The 18,018-nt window shown below is 59.7% G+C and carries 18 protein-coding genes; all 18 read left to right on the forward strand.

All coding sequences use genetic code 11. From position 1 onward, the window contains the following. Nucleotides 1-47 precede the first annotated feature (47 nt). The 18 genes from HU749_RS08930 to HU749_RS09015 all read left to right on the forward strand — a co-directional run bounded on the left by HU749_RS08930 (nt 48) and on the right by HU749_RS09015 (nt 18,007). Nucleotides 48-1,340 (forward strand): motility associated factor glycosyltransferase family protein, encoded by a 1,293-nt coding sequence (locus tag HU749_RS08930; RefSeq protein WP_186649691.1) that lies wholly within the window; start codon nt 48-50, stop codon nt 1,338-1,340. Continuing rightward, complete coding sequence (locus HU749_RS08935) at nt 1,337-1,606, forward strand: hypothetical protein (protein WP_079305250.1); 270 nt, start codon at nt 1,337-1,339, stop codon at nt 1,604-1,606. Before HU749_RS08930 ends, HU749_RS08935 begins: the two co-directional genes overlap by 4 nt. A 254-nt stretch (nt 1,607-1,860) precedes the next feature. Beyond that, nucleotides 1,861-2,712 carry a flagellin domain-containing protein gene (locus HU749_RS08940; RefSeq protein ID WP_079305252.1) on the forward strand — a complete coding sequence of 284 codons (852 nt, stop codon included), beginning with the start codon at nt 1,861-1,863 and terminating at the stop codon, nt 2,710-2,712. A gap of 72 nt (nt 2,713-2,784) precedes the next feature. Beyond that, nucleotides 2,785-3,150, forward strand: a complete 366-nt coding sequence (locus tag HU749_RS08945; protein WP_079305254.1) for a flagellar protein FlaG — start codon at nt 2,785-2,787, stop codon at nt 3,148-3,150. A gap of 82 nt (nt 3,151-3,232) precedes the next feature. Further along, entirely contained in the window at nt 3,233-4,669 is a 1,437-nt protein-coding gene (fliD, locus tag HU749_RS08950) for a flagellar filament capping protein FliD (protein ID WP_079305256.1), read from the forward strand. A gap of 131 nt (nt 4,670-4,800) precedes the next feature. After that, a complete protein-coding gene (fliS, locus tag HU749_RS08955; protein ID WP_014337156.1) occupies nt 4,801-5,196 on the forward strand; it encodes a flagellar export chaperone FliS in 396 nt (131 codons plus the stop codon). Nucleotides 5,197-5,207: 11 nt separating this feature from the next. Next, a complete protein-coding gene (locus tag HU749_RS08960) occupies nt 5,208-5,504 on the forward strand; it encodes a flagellar protein FliT (RefSeq protein ID WP_186649693.1) in 297 nt (98 codons plus the stop codon). Nucleotides 5,505-5,673: 169 nt separating this feature from the next. After that, nucleotides 5,674-7,149: a sigma-54 dependent transcriptional regulator gene (locus HU749_RS08965; RefSeq protein WP_003199076.1), complete on the forward strand. Its 1,476-nt coding sequence runs from the start codon at nt 5,674-5,676 to the stop codon at nt 7,147-7,149. Between the two features lie 110 nt (nt 7,150-7,259). Further along, on the forward strand, nt 7,260-8,468 hold the full coding sequence (locus HU749_RS08970) for a sensor histidine kinase (protein ID WP_437127836.1): 1,209 nt from the start codon (nt 7,260-7,262) through the stop codon (nt 8,466-8,468). Between the two features lie 5 nt (nt 8,469-8,473). After that, nucleotides 8,474-9,868 carry a sigma-54-dependent response regulator transcription factor FleR gene (gene fleR / locus HU749_RS08975; protein ID WP_186649695.1) on the forward strand — a complete coding sequence of 465 codons (1,395 nt, stop codon included), beginning with the start codon at nt 8,474-8,476 and terminating at the stop codon, nt 9,866-9,868. A 223-nt stretch (nt 9,869-10,091) separates the two neighbouring features. Then, nucleotides 10,092-10,418, forward strand: coding sequence for a flagellar hook-basal body complex protein FliE (gene fliE / locus HU749_RS08980; RefSeq protein WP_003199082.1), 327 nt, complete (start codon nt 10,092-10,094; stop codon nt 10,416-10,418). Nucleotides 10,419-10,433: 15 nt separating this feature from the next. Continuing rightward, nucleotides 10,434-12,218 carry a flagellar basal-body MS-ring/collar protein FliF gene (gene fliF / locus HU749_RS08985; protein ID WP_079305262.1) on the forward strand — a complete coding sequence of 595 codons (1,785 nt, stop codon included), beginning with the start codon at nt 10,434-10,436 and terminating at the stop codon, nt 12,216-12,218. Continuing rightward, nucleotides 12,211-13,230: a flagellar motor switch protein FliG gene (gene fliG / locus HU749_RS08990; protein WP_003199086.1), complete on the forward strand. Its 1,020-nt coding sequence runs from the start codon at nt 12,211-12,213 to the stop codon at nt 13,228-13,230. Before fliF ends, fliG begins: the two co-directional genes overlap by 8 nt. Nucleotides 13,231-13,237: 7 nt before the next feature. Then, on the forward strand, nt 13,238-14,083 hold the full coding sequence (gene fliH / locus HU749_RS08995) for a flagellar assembly protein FliH (protein WP_046062990.1): 846 nt from the start codon (nt 13,238-13,240) through the stop codon (nt 14,081-14,083). After that, on the forward strand, nt 14,073-15,431 hold the full coding sequence (gene fliI, locus HU749_RS09000; RefSeq protein ID WP_018611783.1) for a flagellar protein export ATPase FliI: 1,359 nt from the start codon (nt 14,073-14,075) through the stop codon (nt 15,429-15,431). The genes fliH and fliI overlap by 11 nt, the downstream gene beginning before the upstream one ends. A gap of 6 nt (nt 15,432-15,437) precedes the next feature. After that, a complete protein-coding gene (gene fliJ, locus HU749_RS09005; RefSeq protein ID WP_079305264.1) occupies nt 15,438-15,887 on the forward strand; it encodes a flagellar export protein FliJ in 450 nt (149 codons plus the stop codon). Between the two features lie 102 nt (nt 15,888-15,989). Then, nucleotides 15,990-16,295 carry an STAS domain-containing protein gene (locus HU749_RS09010; RefSeq protein WP_014337164.1) on the forward strand — a complete coding sequence of 102 codons (306 nt, stop codon included), beginning with the start codon at nt 15,990-15,992 and terminating at the stop codon, nt 16,293-16,295. Nucleotides 16,296-16,300: 5 nt separating this feature from the next. Then, complete coding sequence (locus HU749_RS09015; protein WP_186649697.1) at nt 16,301-18,007, forward strand: ATP-binding SpoIIE family protein phosphatase; 1,707 nt, start codon at nt 16,301-16,303, stop codon at nt 18,005-18,007. The last annotated feature ends 11 nt before the right edge of the window (nt 18,008-18,018 follow it).

The following is an 18,018-nucleotide window of genomic DNA, read 5'->3' on the forward strand; positions in this document are numbered from 1 at the left end:
TGTAACCTTGAACGCTATTTTTTTGCCTGATCGAAAAGCGAGGCGCCATGAGCGAGTTTTTTCAGCGCAATCTCCAGGTGATCGAGCAACGTTGGCCTGCCCTGGCTGAACGCCTGCTGCTGGAGGATGCTGGTGCGTTGCAGGCAGATCTGGTCGAGGGGCTTGGATCGACCTTGAGCATCAATGGCATCCAGTTGACCAGCCGCCATGACCGTCTCGCCGAGGCTGACCTGCAAGCCGCCAGCCTACCGCCGGACGCTGCCGTTGTGCATGTCTATGGCACCGGATTGGGGGACCTGCAAAACCATATGCTGGAGCGGGCAGGGGTTGAACGTCTGTACGTGCATATCCTCAATGGCTCAGTGTTTGCCCTGGTGTTGCAGTTGCTGGATCAATCGCCATGGCTTGCCGACTCGCGGGTCGAATTGCTCTATGCGGGCGATCTGGCGGAAATCCAGCTGCCATTTTTTGCATTGCCCGCCGAGCTGGTGCTGGCCGATGATTTCAATGCAAAAATTCGCGACCGATTGATCAGTGAAATCCATCTGGCCTTCAGTAACCGGGAATTCGACCCCAAGGCGCCGGAGATCATCGAGCGCCTGCAAGCCACTTTCAATCTCGTGCAAACGGATCACGACGTCACCGAGCTGTTTGGCTCCTTCAATGGACGGGAGGCGTTTGTCATTGCCACCGGCCCCAGCCTTGAGCAGCACTTTGAAAAATTGCGCAAGCTGAATGACCAGGCCGAGCGGTCGCTATTGATTTGCGTCGATACGGCCTACCGACCGTTGATCAACCACGGCATTCGACCGGATGTCGTGGTCAGCATCGATCAACGCATCTCGGCACGCCATCTCCCCCCTGAAGACACCGGCGATATTGCACTGGTTTACCTGCCAATGGCTGACCCCTCAGTGATTGAAGCCTGGCAGGGGCCACGTTATGTCGGTTATTCCGCCAGCCCCATCTATCACCAGATACGACAGCTACTGCGCCGAGGCGAACTGTACGTGGGCGGGAGCGTGATTCATCCGGCGGTGGACCTTGCGGTGAAAATGGGCGCGGCGCAAATCACCCTCTTCGGCGCCGACTTCGCTTTTCCCCATGATAAAACCCACGCCGGTTGGGGCGACGGTGATCTGGGGCCACAACTGGGCGTGGCAAAACACTGGGTGCTCGATGGTCATGGGCAGCGGGTCAAGACTCAGCTCAACTTCCGTAGTTATCTGTGTGAGCTGGAGCGATTTATCGCCGGGCATCCCCAAGTGCGTTTCTATAACAGCAGTCGGGACGGGGCGCGGATCGTCGGCGCTGATTTCCATCCGGAGTACGTGCAATGACCGGGTTTCAAGGGGTAATCGATGATGCGCGTGAGTGCGCACGGCTGTTTCGCCTGGGGCGGGATGTCGAGGCGGGGCTGGCGATGGTTGCATTGGTCGAGGCGGCTCAGCCGTTGGTCGAGCTTATGCCGAGCGACGTCCAGTCATCGTGGAACGGGCTGCTGGGGCTGATGTTCAACGATCAGCAGGCTCAGAACTGGCTTTCGCTGGCGGACTATCTTGAATACGAATGGGTTGAACTGTTGACCGCTGGTCAGGCGGTGTAATTCCTTTTCTTGATGAGCTGGCGCCGCTGCCCAAGCGAATCGCGCCCCCGGCATTTCCCTGGCGTCATTTTTTCACCTGTCGATCGCTGCCAAGCCCTTGATTTATGAGGGGTGGCACCCTGATGGCAAAATTTTTGAAAAAACCGCTAAAGCAAGTTCCGATTACGACGATAACTATTACGAAGGTTCTCTAGGCCACACCCGGCGGTTGCCAGGGCCGGAAGCCGCAGTACCCAACCAACGAGGAATTCGTCATGGCTTTAACAGTAAACACTAACGTCACATCGTTGAACGTTCAGAAGAACCTGAACAAGGCTTCCGATGCTCTGTCCACTTCGATGACCCGTCTGTCTTCCGGCCTGAAAATCAACAGCGCCAAAGACGACGCCGCCGGCCTGCAGATCTCTACCCGTATGACCTCGCAAATCCGCGGTCAGACTGTTGCGATCAAGAACGCCAACGATGGTATCTCCATCGCTCAGACCGCTGAAGGCGCTCTGCAAGAATCCACCAACATTCTGCAACGTATGCGTGAACTGGCAGTACAGGCACGAAACGACAACAACGGCACTGCTGACCGTGATGCTCTGAACAAAGAATTTGCTCAGATGTCGGACGAACTGACCCGTATCGCTGATTCGACCAACCTGAACGGCAAGAACCTGATCGACGGTTCCGCTGGCACCATGACCTTCCAGGTCGGCTCCAACACCGGTGCTACCAACCAGATCACTCTGACCCTGAGCGACAGCTTCGACGCTGCGACCCTGAGCGTTGACTCTGGTGCCATCGCGATCAGTGCTGCAGACAGTGCTGAAGCTGAAACCAACACTTCCGCTGCAATCGACGCGATCGACGCCGCTCTGGCGACCATCAACGCCAGCCGTGCGGACCTCGGTGCTGCCCAGAACCGTCTGACCAGCACCATCTCCAACCTGCAGAACATCAACGAAAACGCCGCTGCTGCACTGGGTCGCGTACAAGACACTGACTTCGCTGCTGAAACTGCCCAGCTGACCAAGCAGCAGACTCTGCAACAGGCTTCCACTTCGGTTCTGGCCCAGGCCAACCAACTGCCATCCGCTGTACTGAAGCTGCTTCAGTAATAGCCGGATGAGTTTTAGCGGGGGAGTGCGCTTGCGTACTCTCTCGCTTTTTCCGTTCAAGAGGTGATGGACATGGATATGAGCGTGAAGCTGAACTTGTCTTATCCAGCTGCGAAGCCGGCGACGACATTTGCCGACAAACCAGTGGAGAAGCCTCGAACCGATGCTGCCACCGTGGTACCGGTCAAGGATGAGCCAAAAGACGCTGCGGCCGAGCAAGAGAAACTGAAGAGGGCGGTTCAGGAAATTGAAACCTTCGTTCAGTCGGTCAAGCGCAACCTGGAGTTCTCAATCGATGAGCCTTCAGGCAAAGTAGTTGTCAAAGTGATTGCCAGTGGTTCCGGTGAAGTGATTCGCCAGATCCCTAATGAAGAAGTGCTTAAACTGGCGAACAGTTTGAATGATGCAAGCAGCCTGTTGTTCAGCGCGCAAGCCTGACCGCTGGCACGAATTTTGTTGTTAAGTTCTTTTGGGCGTTGTAATGGTCAAAAGGCCGGCGACACACTGAAGGGAGTTCCACATGGCAAGTCCAATTCTACCTGGCTTGGGTCTAGGCTCTGGCCTTGATACCGGTGCTATCGTCAAGGCATTGGTGGATTCTGACAAAGCAGCCAAGCAAGGTCAGATTGACCGTGCCACCAAGACCAATACGGCCAATATTTCCGGGATTGGCACCCTGAAGTCTCTGTTGACTACCTTCCAGTCTACGTTGGAGGCCTTGGGCAGCACGACCACCCCTCAATTTACCGGTGTTGCCGCCACTTCGGCCAATACCAGTGCGTTGACGGTAACGGCGGGCAACTCGGCGGTAAGCGGTACCTACACGGTAAACGTCACGCAACTGGCCACCTCTTCAAAAGTTGCGACGGCTGCTTTTGCCGGTGGGGCTAGCAGTGCGGTGGAGACCGGTACGCTGACTATCAGTCAGGGGGGCACGAATTACGCCCTTGATATTCCAGCTGATTCGACGCTGCAATCGGTTCGGGATGCCATCAACAGCAAGTACTCATCCAGTGGTCTGACCGCCAACATCGTGACCGACAGCTTCGGTTCACGCCTGGTGGTCGGCTCGACTAAAACCGGTGCGGGTAATGATATCTCCCTCAGCGGTATTGCCAGCCTCGCAGCTGACGGCTCCGTAGCCATGGCCTCATCACCCACCGCGACTTCTTCGGGTTCACTGGGGTTTGCCAAGGACGCTATTTTTACTGTTGATGGCTTGGCAATGACCAGCCCGACCAACAAGCTGGATAACGTGGTCTCGGGCTTGAGCATGACGTTACTCGTCGAGGACACTGGCCCGACAGTCGTTACCGTCGCTACCAACGCCGACGGCCTGAAAGCTTCGATCCAGAAGTTCGTCGATGCTTATAACGCTGTTGCGAAGGCCGTGACGTCCCTGACCAAGCCGACCACAGATGCTGAGGGTAACTCGGTTCCAGCGGCCTTGACGGGTGACTCGTTGCCTCGCTCGCTTTTGGCGGCCATTCGCGCACCTTTGTCTGAGGCCGGCGCAGGTGACAAGCTGACCGTTCTTTCCCAGTTGGGAATCACCACCAATCAGACGACCGGAGCTCTGGATTTCGACAGCGGGAAATTCACCACTGCGTTGAATGACAAGCAGTTGGGTGGGGAGATCCAGACACTGTTCGTAGGTGAGAATGGCCTGCTTGAGCGCATGGATAACGCCATCAAGCCGTACACTGAAGGCAAAACGGGTGCGGGTGGTATCGGGGGCTCAGAGGCCATCCTGACTACTCGCTCCAAGAACCTTGACATCATCAAGACGAAGCTGTTCGAAGATCAGCAGGCTCTTGATCGCCGCATCGAAACCCTCACCGCCGTATTGACCAAAAAGTACAACGACATGGACACCCTGGTCGGCAGGCTGAAAGCCACCGCCAGCAACATCACCTCCATGTTCGAAGCGATGACGGCACAGCAGAAAAACAGCTGATTTTCGACCGATGCAAAGAGCCCGGCAACGTTTTGACAACGTTCCGGGCTTTCGGCTTTTCGACCTAAAGTTTTTTGACGCAGCGTCGATACGCTGTTTATACGAACTGAAGTTTTTTGATGAGGTAGAACATGAATCCGATGTTAGCCCTTCGCCAATACCAGAAGATTGGCGCCCAGGCGCAAACCTCCGAAGCAAGTCCCCATCGTCTGGTGCAGATGCTCATGGAGGGCGGGCTGGATCGCATTGCCCAGGCCAAGGGTGCGATGGAGCGCAAGGATATTGCCAACAAAGGCGTACTGATCAGCAAGGCCATCGGCATTATCGGCGGTTTGCGTGAAGGCTTGGACCTGGAAAACCAGGCCGAGTCGGTAACCGAGCTGGATAACCTCTACACCTACATGATGAAACGCCTGGCCGAAGCCAACGCCAAGACCGATCCGAAGATCCTCGACGAAGTCGCCGATCTGCTTGGCACGGTCAAGGAAGGTTGGGATGCCATCGCTGTACCGGGTCCGCAATTCTAAGGAGTACGCTCATGAGTCTTGTCTTGCAGCGAATCGAACAAACCCGTGATGCCCTGGTCGATGCCCTGGCCGAGCGTAACTGGGAGGCCATCGGTCAGTTGGACTTGGCCTGCCGTTCCTGCATGGAAGACGTCCTGAGCGAGTCCCAGCTGGATGAGGCGGCGTTGCGGATCAATCTTGAGGAATTGCTAGGGGTGTATCGGCAATTGCTGGAGGCGGCGACGGGAGAGCGTCAGGCGATCGTCGACGAGATGCAACAGATCCATCAAGCACAGAACGCGGCAAAGGTTTACCATCTGTTCGGTTAATGCTCAGTTAATCCGAGCCCGTTGCGCCATAAATTTGACTGTGCACGGTTTTTTGACTTAACTAGTAGCTGTTTACAGATTTAAGGCGTCTACAGGCATGACAAGTCTGCAAGCGTCTAGCTTGCCCCCTAATTTCGGGCATTGGGTTGACTAGGGAAGTTGCTATTGCATGTGGCGTGAAACCAAAATTCTCCTGATCGATGACGATAGCGTCCGCCGCCGCGACCTGGCGGTGATCTTAAATTTTCTTGGCGAAGAAAATTTACCCTGCGGAAGCCATGACTGGCAGCAGGCCGTCGGCTCTTTGTCGTCCAGTCGCGAGGTCATCTGTGTCCTTATCGGGACCGTGAATGCCCCCGCAACGCTTTTGGGCTTGCTAAAGACACTCTCAACCTGGGATGAGTTCCTTCCGGTTTTGTTAATGGGCGAAAATTCTTCCCTCGACCTGCCTGAAGACCAGCGCCGCCGAGTACTTTCCACGCTCGAAATGCCGCCCAGCTACAGCAAGCTGCTTGATTCGCTGCACCGCGCGCAGGTTTATCGCGAGATGTACGATCAGGCTCGCGAGCGCGGCCGGCATCGCGAACCCAACCTGTTCCGCAGCCTCGTCGGCACCAGCCGGGCGATCCAGCACGTGCGGCAGATGATGCAGCAGGTCGCCGATACCGACGCCAGCGTGCTGATCCTGGGCGAGTCGGGCACCGGCAAGGAAGTGGTCGCGCGCAACCTGCATTACCACTCCAAGCGCCGTGAAGCGCCGTTCGTGCCGGTCAACTGTGGCGCGATCCCGGCCGAGTTGCTGGAGAGCGAGCTGTTTGGTCATGAGAAGGGTGCCTTTACTGGTGCGATCACCAGCCGCGCCGGGCGTTTCGAATTGGCCAACGGCGGTACGCTGTTTCTCGACGAAATTGGCGACATGCCGCTGCCGATGCAGGTCAAGCTGTTGCGGGTCCTGCAGGAGCGCACCTTCGAGCGCGTGGGCAGCAACAAGACCCAGAGCGTCGATGTGCGAATCATCGCCGCCACGCACAAGAACCTCGAGAGCATGATCGAGGTTGGCAGCTTCCGCGAAGACCTCTATTATCGCCTCAACGTTTTCCCGATCGAAATGGCGCCACTGCGTGAGCGCGTCGAAGACATCCCGTTGCTGATGAACGAGCTGATCTCGCGCATGGAGCACGAAAAGCGCGGTTCGATCCGCTTCAATTCGGCGGCGATCATGTCCCTGTGCCGCCATGGGTGGCCGGGCAACGTCCGGGAGCTGGCCAACCTGGTGGAGCGCATGGCGATCATGCACCCGTACGGGGTGATCGGCGTGAACGAACTGCCGAAGAAATTCCGCTACGTCGACGACGAAGATGAGCAAATGGTCGACAGCCTGCGCAGCGATCTGGAAGAGCGGGTGGCAATCAACGGCCACACACCGGATTTCACCGCCAATGCCTTGTTGCCGCCCGAAGGCCTGGACCTCAAGGATTACCTGGGAGGCCTGGAACAAGGGCTGATCCAGCAGGCACTGGACGATGCCAACGGTATCGTTGCTCGCGCGGCAGAACGCCTGCGCATCCGTCGCACCACCCTGGTGGAGAAGATGCGCAAGTACGGCATGAGCCGTCGCGAAGGAGATGAACAGGCGGATGATTGACGCCTGTTTTCCAACCGCCTGATTTTCAGGCGGTTTTTTTTCGGCACGGGTATTGCTATAGCCCTCGCAACGTTCCGTTTAACTGACGGTCAGCCAAGCGAGAGAGCACGATGACCCAAGCCGCCCAGATGTCTCCTGTCCCCGAACCGGGACACATGCCGTCCGCCGAGCAGGCAAGCCGGCTTGGACTTGAGCAGGCATTTTCGCTGTTCAACCAGATGTCCAGTCAACTGACCGATTCCTACAGCCTGCTTGAAGCTCGGGTCACCGAGCTCAAGGGGGAGCTGGCCGTGGTCAGCGCCCAGCGCATGCAGGAGCTGGCGGAAAAGGAGCGCCTGGCTAATCGTCTGCAAAACCTCCTCGATCTGTTGCCCGGTGGCGTTATCGTCATCGACGCACACGGTCGTGTGCGCGAAGCCAACCCGGCGGCTTGCGAGTTGCTCGGCCTGCCGTTGGAAGGTGAGCTGTGGCGGCATGTCATCGCCCGCTGCTTTGCGCCCCGTGAAGACGACGGCCATGAAGTGTCCCTCAAGGACGGTCGGCGCCTGTCCATCTCGACACGCTCGCTGGATGCCGAGCCTGGGCAGTTGGTGCTGCTCAATGATTTGACTGAAACCCGTCACCTGCAGGACCAGTTGGCTCGCCATGAGCGCCTGTCTTCCCTGGGGCGGATGGTGGCGTCGCTGGCCCACCAGATTCGTACCCCGCTTTCTGCCGCGCTGCTTTACGCCAGTCATCTGACTGAGCAGCAATTGCCGATGGAAACCCAGCAACGCTTCGCCGGACGCTTGAAAGAGCGCCTGCACGAGCTGGAGCACCAGGTGCGAGACATGCTGGTATTCGCTCGCGGCGAGCTGCCGTTGACCGACCGTGTTACCCCCAAGGTTTTATTGCAATCGTTGCAGGCCGCGGCGCTGACCCATGTACAGGATTTGCCGATCCGCTGGCAGTGCGACAGCCATGTCGGCGAAGTGTTGTGTAACCGCGACACCTTGGTGGGCGCGGTGTTGAACCTCATCGAAAACGCGATCCAGGCCAGCGGCGGCGACGTCCGGCTGAAAGTGCACTTATATACGCGCGACAACACCTTGCGCCTGTGTGTCAGCGACAGCGGCACCGGTATCGAGCCGGCCGTGCTGGCACGCCTGGGCGAGCCATTCTTCACCACCAAGACCACGGGCACCGGCCTGGGCCTGACCGTGGTCAAGGCTGTGGCCCGTGCCCATCAGGGAGAATTGCAACTGCGCTCGCGGCTGCGCCGTGGCACCTGTGCGACGGTGTGCTTGCCGCTGTTTTCCAATGCGCCAGGGGTGGAGTGAAAGCAATGGCGATCAAGGTGTTACTGGTTGAGGATGACCGGGCCCTGCGTGAGGCGCTGGCCGATACGCTGGTGCTGGCCGGGCACGACTACGCCGCCGTCGGTTCGGCGGAAGAAGCGCTGCTGGCGGTGGGGCGCGAAGCGTTCAGCCTGGTGGTCAGTGACGTCAATATGCCGGGCATGGACGGCCATCAATTGCTCGGCCTGTTACGTGCCCGCCAGCCGCAACTGCCGGTCTTGCTGATGACGGCTCACGGCGCCGTCGAGCGCGCGGTGGATGCCATGCGCCAGGGGGCTGCGGATTACCTGGTCAAGCCGTTCGAGCCCAAAGCCCTGCTGGACCTGGTGGCGCGTCATGCCCTGGGCAGTCTTGCGGTCGAGGGCGAAGGCCCGGTGGCCATCGAGCCGGCCAGTGCGCAACTGCTGGAATTGGCCGCACGGGTGGCTCGCAGCGATTCGACCGTGTTGATTTCCGGCGAGTCCGGTACGGGCAAGGAAGTGCTGGCGCGCTACATCCATCAACAGTCCCGGCGCGCCAGCGAACCGTTCATCGCGATCAATTGCGCGGCAATTCCTGACAACATGCTCGAGGCGACACTGTTCGGTCACGAGAAGGGTTCGTTCACGGGGGCCATCGCGGCCCAGGCTGGCAAGTTCGAGCAGGCCGACGGCGGCACGATCCTGCTCGATGAAATTTCCGAAATGCCGATGGGCCTGCAGGCCAAGCTGTTGCGGGTCTTGCAGGAGCGGGAAGTGGAGCGGGTCGGTGCGCGCAAGCCCATCAGCCTGGATATCCGCGTGGTGGCAACCACCAACCGCGACCTGGCCGGCGAAGTGGCGGCGGGGCGTTTTCGTGAAGACCTTTATTACCGCTTGTCGGTGTTCCCGCTGGCCTGGCGTCCGTTGCGCGAGCGCACCGCCGATATCCTGCCGCTGGCCGAGCGTCTGCTGAACAAGCACGTCAATAAAATGAAGCATGCGGCTGCCCGGTTTTCAGCCGAGGCCCGGGCCTGCCTGATTGCCTACCCGTGGCCGGGCAATGTCCGAGAGCTCGATAACGCCATCCAGCGGGCCTTGATCCTGCAACAGGGCGGTTTGATCCAGCCGGAGGATTTCTGCCTGGCCGGCCCGGTGGCCTGCGCGCCATTGCCTGCATTGTCGCCAGTGCCGGCAGCGGCCTTCGCGCCCTCGGTGGAAGTGGAGGGCGAGTCGGCCGGCGCCTTGGGAGACGATCTGCGTCGTCGCGAGTTCCAGATGATCATCGACACCCTGCGAGCCGAGCGCGGGCGTCGCAAGGAGGCGGCCGAACGCCTGGGGATCAGTCCGCGCACCCTGCGCTACAAATTGGCGCAGATGCGTGATGCCGGCATGGATGTCGAGGCTTATTTGTTCGCCAGTTGAATAAGCGCCAAAAATCCCTGTGGGAGCGAGCTTGCTCGCGATAGCGGTGGGTCAGTCAAGTTGAGGTTGGATGTGATGGGTTATCGCGAGCAAGCTCGCTCCCACAATGGAGTGGTGCGCGCATTTGTTTCCTGCGGCCATGGAGCTGGCACCCTTGTTGCTAATACCTGAATACCCGCTGAGTAAGTGTCAAAAAAATGCGGGCCGCCAGAGAGAGTAGACCATGAGCCAAGGTATTGAATTTAATCGGTTGATGTTGGACATGCGGGCCATGCAAATGGACGCCATGGCCCAGCCTAAATCGGTCGCGGTCCCCCAGGTGGGTGGCAGCAGCTTTTCCGACATGCTCGGTCAGGCCGTCAATAAAGTGAACGATACCCAGCAGGCATCGAACCAGTTGGCCAGTGCTTTCGAGATTGGCAAAAGTGGCGTCGACCTGACGGACGTAATGATCTCCTCGCAGAAAGCCAGTGTCTCGTTTCAGGCGTTGACCCAGGTTCGCAACAAACTGGTTCAAGCCTACCAAGACATCATGCAGATGCCGGTTTAAGGAAGTTATTGAGTCATGGCAGAAGCAGCCGTAGATAACGTTCCGGCCAAGGCCACTCCGGTAGACGGCAAACCGCCGCTGTTCGGTCTGTCCTTCCTGGAAAATCTCTCCGAGATGACCATGCTGCGTCAGGTAGGCCTGTTGGTCGGCCTGGCTGCCAGCGTGGCGATTGGTTTTGCCGTGGTGCTGTGGTCCCAGCAGCCGGACTACCGGCCGCTGTATGGCAGCCTGGAGGGCATGGACGCCAAGCAAGTCATGGAAACCCTGGCTTCCGCCGATATTCCTTACACCGTCGAACCCAATTCCGGCGCGTTGCTGGTCAAGGCCGACGACGTTGCCCGTGCGCGCCTCAAGCTCGCAGCCGCTGGCGTGACGCCTACTGATGGCAACATTGGTTTCGAGATCCTCGACAAGGACCAGGGCCTGGGCACCAGCCAGTTCATGGAAGCGACCCGTTATCGTCGCGGCCTGGAAGGTGAGTTGGCGCGGACCATTTCCAGTCTGAACAACGTCAAGGGTGCCCGTGTGCACTTGGCGATTCCGAAAAGCTCGGTGTTCGTGCGCGATGAGCGCAAACCCAGTGCTTCGGTACTGGTTGAGTTGTATTCGGGCCGTTCCCTGGAGCCAGGCCAGGTCGTTGCCATCATCAATCTGGTGGCGACCAGCGTACCCGAGCTGAGCAAATCGCAGATCACCGTGGTCGACCAGAAAGGCAATCTGTTGTCCGATCAGGCGGAAAACTCCGAACTGACCATGGCCGGCAAGCAATTCGATTACAGCCGTCGCATGGAAGGCATGCTGACCCAGCGAGTGCACAACATCCTGCAACCGATCCTGGGTAACGACCGCTACAAGGCCGAGGTGTCGGCCGATGTGGATTTCAGCGCCGTCGAGTCGACGTCCGAACAGTTCAATCCCGATCAGCCTGCGCTGCGCAGCGAGCAGTCGGTGACCGAGCAGCGTACCGCCAGCAATGGTCCCCAAGGTGTACCGGGAGCCCTGAGCAACCAGCCGCCGTCTCCGGCCAGCGCACCGCAAACCACCGGTGGCGCCACCGCAGCCGCCGGCATGGTGCAGCCAGGCCAGCCGCTGATCGATGCCAACGGCCAGCAGATCATGGACCCGGCCACCGGCCAGCCGATGCTGGCGCCGTACCCGGCCGACAAGCGTCAGCAGTCGACCAAGAACTTCGAGCTTGACCGTTCCATCAGCCACACCAAGCAGCAACAAGGTCGTTTGAATCGCCTGTCGGTCGCCGTAGTGGTGGACGATCAGGTCAAGGTCAACGCAGCCAACGGCGAAACCAGCCGTGCGCCATGGAGCGCCGACGAATTGGCGCGCTTCACTCGCCTGGTGCAGGACGCCGTCGGTTTCGACGCCAGCCGTGGCGACAGCGTCAGCGTGATCAACGTACCGTTCTCCCTGGAGCGCGGTGAAGTGGTCGCCGATATTCCGTTTTATTCGCAACCCTGGTTCTGGGATGTGGTCAAGCAAGTATTGGGTGTGCTGTTTATCCTGGTGCTGGTGTTCGGCGTGCTGCGTCCGGTGCTCAACAACATCACCGGTGGCGGCAAGAACAAGCAGTTGGCAGCTTTCGGCGATGTCGAGCTGGGAGGCATGGGCGGCCTGGATGGCGAATTGGCCAACGATCGCGTCAGCCTCGGCGGGCCGCAGAGCATTCTGCTGCCAAGCCCGAGCGAAGGCTATGACGCTCAGTTGAACGCCATCAAGAGTCTGGTGGCAGAAGACCCGGGTCGTGTGGCCCAGGTCGTGAAAGAGTGGATTAACGCAGATGAGTGATAATCGAGCCGCTGTTGCCAAATTGTCCCGGGTCGACAAAGCCGCGATCCTGCTGCTGTCCCTGGGTTCGACCGACGCTGCCCAAGTGTTGCGCCACATGGGGCCCAAGGAGGTCCAGCGCGTGGGCGTGGCCATGGCGCAAATGGGCAACGTGCACCGTGAGCAGGTCGAGCAGGTGATGAGCGAGTTCGTCGACATCGTCGGCGATCAGACCAGCCTGGGCGTCGGTTCCGACGACTATGTGCGCAAGATGCTCACCCAGGCACTGGGCGAGGACAAGGCCAATGGCCTGATCGACCGGATCCTGTTGGGTGGCAATACCAGCGGCCTGGACAGCCTCAAGTGGATGGAGCCGCGGGCGGTTGCCGACGTGATCCGTTACGAGCACCCGCAGATCCAGGCGATCGTGGTGGCTTACCTCGACCCGGACCAGGCCGGTGAAGTGCTGGGCAACTTCGACCACAAGGTGCGCCTGGACATCATCCTGCGGGTGTCTTCGCTCAACACCGTGCAGCCAGCGGCCCTGAAAGAATTGAACCAGATTCTCGAAAAACAGTTCTCGGGCAACTCCAATGCCTCGCGCACCACCCTGGGTGGTATCAAGCGCGCGGCGGACATCATGAACTTCCTCGACAGTTCGATCGAAGGTCAGTTGATGGACTCGATCCGCGAGTTCGACGAAGACCTGTCCGGTCAGATCGAAGACCTCATGTTCGTGTTCAACAACCTGTCCGATGTCGACGATCGTGGCATCCAGGCGCTGTTGCGCGAAGTGTCGTCCGACGTGCTGGTGCTGGCCCTCAAGGGCTCGGACGAAGGCGTCAAGGAAAAGATCTTCAAGAACATGTCCAAACGGGCGGCCGAACTGTTGCGCGACGACCTCGAGGCCAAGGGCCCGGTGCGCGTCAGCGACGTGGAAACCGCACAGAAGGAAATCCTCACCATCGCCCGCCGCATGGCCGAAGCCGGGGAGATCGTTCTCGGTGGCAAGGGCGGCGAAGAGATGATCTAAGGTCGTTATGTCTGCCAAGAGTGATGAAGCACCCAGCGACCTGATCCGCGCTCGCGACGTCGGTGGTTTCGACGTCTGGTCGCTGCCCAGCTTCGACCCCCATGTTCCCGAGCCTGAGCCGGAACCGGTGGAAGAGCTGCCGGAGCCGGAGGAAGTGCCGCTGGAGGAAGTCCAGCCACTGACCCTCGAGGAAGTCGAGGGCATTCGCCAGGAAGCCTACAACGAAGGCTTTGCCGTGGGTGAAAAGGAAGGCTTCCACAGCACTACGCTCAAGGTCCGCCAGGAAGCCGATGTGGCGCTGACGGCCAAGCTTCGTGCGTTGGAATCGCTGATGCTCAACCTGTTCGATCCCATCGCCGAGCAGGACACCCAGATCGAGAAATCCCTGGTGGGCCTGGTGCAGCACATCGCCAAACAAGTGATTCAGCGCGAACTGGCCATCGATTCGACCCAGATCGAACATGTCATGCGCGAAGCGCTCAAATTGTTGCCATTGGGCGTGGGGAACGTACGGCTGTACATCAATCCCCAGGACTTCGAGTTGGTCAAGGCCCTGCGCGAGCGCCACGAAGAAACCTGGCGCATCGTCGAGGATGCTGCGCTGCTGCCCGGCGGTTGCCGTGTGGAAACTGAGCACAGCCGCATCGACGCCACCGTTGAAACCCGCATCAGCCAGATCATGGCCAAATTGTTCGACCAATTGCACGAACAGGCCCTGCACCCGGCTGCCGCCGACCTGAGCCTGGAGTTGCCGGACGAGCCCCTGATCAGCGCTGATGCGGCGCCAGCCGATGCAGGGTTGGAGGTGCCTGAATTGGACGCTTCTGCACTGGACAGCCGCGATGCGCCTTGAGCGAACCAGCTTCGCCAAGCGCCTGGGCAGCTACGCCGAGGCCAGCGAACTGGCTGGCCAACCGATCCTGGAAGGGCGCCTGCTGCGTATGGTCGGCCTGACCCTCGAAGCCGAAGGCTTGCGTGCCGCCATGGGCAGCCGCTGCATGGTGATCAACGACGACAGCTATCACCCGGTGCAGGTCGAGGCCGAAGTCATGGGCTTCTCCGGCAGCAAGGTGTTCTTGATGCCGGTGGGCAGTGTCGCCGGCATTGCCCCGGGCGCGCGCGTGGTGCCCTTGGCCGACAACGGTCGTCTGCCCATGGGCATGAGTATGCTTGGGCGTGTGCTGGACGGGGCCGGACGGGCCTTGGACGGCAAGGGCGGCATGAAGGCTGAAGACTGGGTGCCAATGGACGGCCCGACGATCAACCCCCTCAAGCGTGACCCCATCAGCGTGCCGCTGGACGTGGGCATCCGCTGCATCAACGGTTTATTGACGGTCGGTCGCGGCCAACGTCTCGGCCTGTTTGCCGGTACCGGCGTAGGTAAGAGTGTGCTGCTGGGCATGATGACCCGCTTCACCGAAGCCGACATCATTGTGGTGGGGCTGATAGGCGAGCGGGGTCGTGAGGTGAAGGAGTTCATTGAGCACATTCTTGGCGAGGAGGGGCTCAAGCGTTCGGTGGTGGTGGCTTCGCCAGCGGACGATGCGCCATTGATGCGTTTGCGCGCGGCCATGTATTGCACGCGTATTGCCGAGTATTTCCGCGACAAGGGCAAGAACGTCCTGTTGCTGATGGATTCGCTGACCCGTTTCGCCCAGGCCCAGCGGGAAATCGCCCTGGCCATCGGCGAGCCGCCGGCCACCAAGGGTTATCCGCCTTCGGTCTTCGCCAAGCTGCCGAAACTGGTGGAGCGCGCCGGCAATGCGGAAAAGGGCGGCGGTTCGATCACTGCTTTCTATACCGTGCTGTCCGAAGGCGATGACCAGCAAGACCCCATCGCCGACTCGGCCCGGGGCGTACTCGACGGGCACATCGTGCTGTCCAGGCGCCTGGCCGAGGAAGGGCATTACCCGGCCATCGACATCGAGGCTTCCATCAGTCGGGTCATGCCGTCGGTGATCAGTGCCGAGCACATGAAGCGGGCCCAGCAGTTCAAGCAGTACTGGTCGCGCTACCAGCAAAGCCGCGACCTGATCAGCGTCGGCGCCTACGTCCCCGGCGGTGACCGCGAGACCGACACCGCTATCAGTCTTTACCCGGCCATGGCCGTTTACCTGCGCCAGAGCCTGAACGACAACATCGGCATGGGCGCCAGCGAAGCGCACTTGCAGAGTATTTTCACCCCGGTTGCCGGCGGGTAACCGGCCATGGCCACGAGTCGTGCGGCACGCCTGGCGCCAGTGGTGGACATGGCGGAAAAGGCCGAGAAGACCGCCGTCCAGCGTCTGGCGTATTTCCAGGGCCAGGTCAAAGTCGCTGAAAGCAAACTGGCTGACCTCGAGAACTTTCGACTCGAGTATCAGGAGCAGTGGATCGCCCGTGGCGCCCACGGGGTTTCCGGGCAGTGGTTGTTGGGTTACCAAGGGTTTCTTGCGCAGTTGGGCACCGCTATCGACCAGCAGCGCCAGAGCCTGATCTGGCACCAGAACAACCTGGAGAAGGCCCGCCAGAGTTGGCAAGAGGCGTTTGCCCGGGTCGAGGGGCTGCGCAAGCTGGTGCAGCGCTATATTGATGAGGCACGGCAACTGGAAGACAAGCGCGAACAGAAACTGCTCGATGAATTGTCCCAGCGCCTGCCGCGGCAGAATCCCTATTGATGCGAAACCAGGATTTTGTCGGCTGAATGAGGCAAAACCTTGCTCAGACCTTTACCAGATGCTACACCTTGTACACGTATGTCCATGACAAGGAAGCCGATCATGTCAGTCGTTACCGAAGTATCCCCCGATGGGCACAAACTGACGATTTCGATCAAAGGTCGATTCGATTTCGGGCGGCATCAGGAGTTTCGTGAGTCCTATGAACGGCTCAATCAGAAACCTGACTCCATCGTGGTGGATTTGAAAGAGGCCACTTATCTCGACAGTTCCGCCTTGGGCATGCTCCTGCTGTTGCGCGATCATGCCGGTGGCGACCAGTCGGATATCCGGGTCGTCAACAGCAGCAATGACGTCAAGAAAATCCTCGCAATCTCCAATTTCGACAAGCTGTTCGACATCAGTTGATCGCCATGCAATCGTCGTCGGAGTCGCTGACGGTCCTGATTGCCGAAGACAGTGCCGCTGATCGACTGCTGTTGTCGACCATTGTCCGCCGTCAGGGGCATCACGTGCTCACTGCGGCCGATGGCGCCGAAGCGGTCGAGGTCTATCTGGAACAGCGTCCGCACCTGGTGCTGATGGATGCGATGATGCCAGTGATGGACGGTTTCGAAGCCGCGCAGAAAATCAAGCAGTTGGCCGGGGACCAGTTGGTCCCGATCATTTTCCTCACCTCATTGACTGAGAGTGAAGCCTTGGCCCGTTGCCTGGAAGCGGGCGGCGACGATTTCCTGGCCAAACCCTACAACCAAGTGATCCTGGCGGCCAAGATCAAGGCCATGGACCGCTTGCGTCGATTGCAGGCCACCGTGGTGGAGCAGCGCGACCAGATCGCTCGGCACCACGACTACCTGCTCAACGAGCAGCGGGTCGCCAAGGCCGTATTCGACAAGATCGCCCACTCCGGCTGCCTGAGCGCGCCGAACATCCGGTACTTGCAATCGCCTTATGCCTTGTTCAATGGCGACCTGCTGCTGGCGGCGTTCAACCCGGCCGGCGACATGCACATCCTGCTGGGGGATTTCACCGGCCACGGTTTGCCGGCGGCGGTCGGTGCGATGCCGCTGGCGGAAGTGTTCTACGGGATGACTGCCAAGGGCTACGGCCTGGCGCAGATCCTGCGAGAAATGAATGCCAAGCTCAAACGCATCCTGCCAGTGGACATGTTCTGTTGCGCGACGTTGTTATGCCTGAGCTTCCAGCGTTGCACGGTGGAGGTCTGGAACGGCGGCATGCCTGATGGGTACCTGCATGACAGCCTCAGCGGCGTGCGCACGCCGTTGCCCGCGCGGCACCTGCCGTTGGGCGTGCTTACACCTCAATTATTCGATGACCGCACCGAAGTGCATCCGATGTCGCTGGGGGACCGGGTGTTCCTGTTGTCCGATGGCGTAATCGAGACCAGTGACCGCGACGACCAGCCATTTGGCGTGGAACGGTTGCAGCAGGTATTTTCAGCCAACCGTGAACCTGACCGTCTTTTTGAGGATATCCAGCAGGCCCTGCAGGATTTTCGCGGTGAGGCCCGTGACGATTTCAGTATGGTAGAGGTGCGACTGGTCGCACCAACGCAACTCAATCCGCCACCACCGGTCTATTCCGATAGCGGCCAGTCCAGCCCGCTGGATTGGTCGGTGAGCTTCGAGTTCCGGGCGCAGACGCTCAAGCGCTTCAATCCGATGCCCTACCTGCTGCAATTGCTGCTTGAGGTCCATGGGCTCAGGGCGCAGAGTGGCGCCCTTTACAGCGTCATGTCGGAACTGTATTCCAATGCCCTGGATCATGGGGTGCTCGGGCTCGACTCGAGTCTCAAGCGTGACGCGGCGGGTTTCGCCCGCTACTACCGGGAGCGCAATACGCGCCTGGATGAACTGAGCGACGGTTACGTGCGGGTGCACTTGCTTGTCTCGCCAGATGGCGAGGGTGGTCGCCTCGCCATAGAGGTCGAAGACAGTGGCGAGGGGTTTGATGTCGCCAGGGTGCTGGCGCGGCCCGTGGACTGTGATCGGTTGTCGGGGCGCGGCGTGAGCCTGGTACGCCAGTTGAGCCACCAGGCCAGTTGGTCAGACGATGGTCGTAGTGCGCGCGTGGAGTTTTTCTGGGAGGCTCCGGCATAATCGGGGCCACT

The sequence above is a fragment of the Pseudomonas ogarae genome, from assembly GCF_014268695.2.
Taxonomy (GTDB): Bacteria; Pseudomonadota; Gammaproteobacteria; order Pseudomonadales; family Pseudomonadaceae; genus Aquipseudomonas; species Aquipseudomonas kilonensis.